2 protein-coding genes are annotated in these 2462 nt (G+C 69.3%); both read right to left on the bottom strand.

Annotated elements, in window-relative coordinates; translation table 11 throughout:
• Positions 1-14: 14 nt before the first annotated feature.
• On the bottom strand, positions 15-1478 hold the full coding sequence (locus WB508_RS00250) for a SulP family inorganic anion transporter (protein WP_423842859.1): 1464 nt from the start codon (positions 1476-1478) through the stop codon (positions 15-17).
• 159 nt (positions 1479-1637) lie between these two features.
• A partial coding sequence (locus tag WB508_RS00245) for an AraC family transcriptional regulator ligand-binding domain-containing protein (protein ID WP_423842858.1) occupies positions 1638-2462 on the bottom strand: 825 nt, incomplete at its 5' end.

Raw genomic sequence — 2462 nt, 5'->3', positions numbered from 1 at the left:
CCCCAAGCGCAGTTTCAGGGGGCGGCGAGCTCTCCGGTGAGTCGACCGTGAATTGAGGCGCTGGCCGCGTTCAGGCCGATGATCTCGACCGACTTGCCCTTGCGGTCGTACTTGGTCGTGATGCTGTCCAGGTCTGCGACGGTCGAGGCGTCCCACACGTGCGAACCGGTGAGGTCGATGACGATCCGGTCCGGGTCGTCGGCGTACTTGAACTGTGTGTACAGGTCGTTGCTGGACGCGAAGAACAGCTCGCCGAAGACGGTGTAGACCGCCCGGGCCCCACCGTGCTCGTCCTCGACGATCTCGCGCTCCACCGAGGCCAGGTGTGCCACGCGGCGGGCGAACAGCGTCATGGCCACCAGCACGCCGACGCCGACGCCGATGGCGAGGTTCTCGGTGGCGACGACGACCAGCACGGTCGACGCCATCACGAAGGTCTCGCTCTTCGGCATGCGCCGCAGGGTCGCCGGAGCGATGCTGTGCCAGTCGAAGGTGCCCACGGCCACCATGATCATGACGGCGACCAGCGCTGCCATCGGGATGATGGCCACGACGTCGCCGAGGCCGACCACGAGGACCAGCAGGAAGACACCGGCCATGAACGTGGAGATGCGCGTCCGTGCACCCGAGACCTTCACGTTGATCATCGTCTGGCCGATCATGGCGCAGCCACCCATGCCACCGAAGAATCCGGTGATGATGTTGGACGCACCCTGGCCCCAAGCCTCGCGGGTCTTCTCCGAGTGCGTGTCGGTGATGTCGTCCACGAACTTGGCAGTCATCAAGGACTCCAGCAGACCCACGACGGCAACCCCCAGCGCGTACGGCGCGATGATTCGGAGGGTCTCCCACGTGAACGGCACGTCGGGGATGAGGAGGGTCGGCAGGCTGTCGGGCAGCTCGCCCTCGTCGCCGACGTCCGGCAGAGTCAGTGCGGCCAAGAGCGTGAAGGCTGTGAGCAGCACGATCGCCACCAGCGGCGCCGGGATCGCGGTGAAGACGCGTGGCAGCAGCACCATGATCGCGATTCCCACGGCGACCATCGGGTACACGAGGAACGGCACATCGATCAGGTAGGGCAGCTGCGCCAGGAAGATCAAGATGGCGAGCGCGTTCACGAAGCCGACCATGACCGAACGCGGGATGAACCGCATCAGCTTGGCGACGCCGAGCACCGCGAGCAGCACCTGGATGGCTCCGCCCAGCAGCACGGTGGCGATCAGGTAGTCCAGGCCGTACTCGCGCATGACCGGTGCGATCACCAGCGCGATCGCGCCGGTGGCTGCCGAGATCATCGCCGGTCGGCCGCCGAGGAAGGAGATCGAGACCGCCATCGTGAAGGCGGCGAACAGCCCGACGCGGGGATCGACGCCGGCGATGATCGAGAACGAGATGGCCTCGGGGATCAGGGCGAGCGCCACGACCAGGCCGGCGAGGACCTCGATGCGCAGGCGGCGAGGCGAGCGCAACGCGCTCATGACGGTGTGCTCGTCGCGGCGCGACGTGGCTGAATCGGTGGACATGGGGCTCCAGACGGAGGTGGGGGGCGGGCGCCGTCGTCGGCGCAGGTCAGTGCGTTCGGGGTCGTGCACGTGGTGCACGCGCCGGTGCGTGACCGGCCGAAGTCCGAGGCCAGTCTACCGGCGTCCGGCGCGGATCTCGCTGGGCGACTGATCCCACCACCGCCGGCAGCTGCGGCTCAGCGCCGACTGCTCGGACAGACCGAGTGCGGCGGCGATCTGACCCATCGGCATGTCCGAGGTCGTCAGATAGGTGCGGGCGCGCGTGCGGCGCAGCTCGTCGAGGATCGCCGCGAAGCTGGTTCCCTCGGCGTCCAGCTGCCGCTGCAGCGTGCGCGGGTGCACCGCCAGCAGCGCGGCGACGTCGGCCATCTGCACCGTGGTGGTGCCCAACGACTGGCGGAGCGCGGCCTCCACCTGGGCCGCGGCCCCGCGGCCGGGAGCGGGGCCGTGCTGGTCGAGGTAGGCCAGCGCGACGGTGCGCACCGCCTGGTTGGCCTCGTCGATCCGCCGGCTGGCCAGGCTGACCGGCACCCGCAGGACCGCGGCCGGGCGGGCGGTCAGCACGCGGGCGCCGAAGAACTCCTCGTACCGCGACACCGGCGCCAGCGGGTGGTGCGACAGCTCCACCCCGCGCAGCCCGTAGTCGCCCGACAACAGAAAACGCATCATCCGGTGCAGGAAGCCGAGCCCGACGTCCAGGCCTTGGCGGTACTCGTCACCGAGACCGATCTGCTCGTACCGCACTCCCATCACGCCGTCGGCGCCCTGCGGGTCCTCGACCACCTCGACGCTCAGGCCGCGCGCGTGGATGAACAGGTAGCGCGAGGTGCACTCCATGGCGTCGCCGAGGGTCGGCGAGTTCTGGATCGCCACCGACAGCGCTCCGAGCATCGACAGGTCCTGGCGCTCGGCCAGCAGCAGCCCGAGGTCCGGCAGCCC

The sequence above is a fragment of the Aeromicrobium sp. genome (assembly GCF_049586495.1).
In the GTDB taxonomy this organism is placed as follows: domain Bacteria; phylum Actinomycetota; class Actinomycetes; order Propionibacteriales; family Nocardioidaceae; genus Aeromicrobium.
This window is presented reverse-complemented; position numbering and strand designations above follow the sequence as displayed.